Consider the following 458-nt stretch of genomic DNA (forward strand, 5'->3'; position numbering starts at 1 on the left):
GGGCCTTGTCGGCGGACGCATCGACCGCATACGGCCTGTCGCCGGTGTTCACGGTCCATGACGAGCTAGGGCAGGTGAAGGGGCCGAGGTCGGAGCTGTACGAGGCGCTGGAGACGGCGAGCGCTGCGCAGGACGAGCCGCTGTCGGTGATCATCAGCACGCAGGCGCCTACCGACGCTGACTTGCTGAGCCTATTGATCGATGACGCCTTGAGCGGCGCTGACCCACGAGTCAAGTGCAGGCTGTACAGCGCCCCTCTGGACGCTGACCCATTTGACGACGACACCATCCGGCAGGCGAACCCGCACTTTGACACCCTGATGAACAGGGATGAGGTGCGCAGGCAAGCAGAGGATGCGCGCCGGCTCCCAAGCCGCGAGGCTTCGTATCGAAACCTCATCCTCAACCAGCGGGTAGAGGCGCACAGCCCATTCGTGGCCCGCGCGGTGTGGCAAGAC

General features: G+C 65.1%; 1 pseudogene. It reads left to right on the forward strand.

Annotation, left to right across the window (positions count from 1 at the left end):
* Window positions 1-458, forward strand: a pseudogene (locus tag J5M56_RS25210) (terminase large subunit); the annotation flags it as partial.

The sequence above is a fragment of the Pseudomonas sp. 51_B genome (genome assembly GCF_017491595.1).
Taxonomy (GTDB): Bacteria; Pseudomonadota; Gammaproteobacteria; order Pseudomonadales; family Pseudomonadaceae; genus Aquipseudomonas; species Aquipseudomonas promysalinigenes.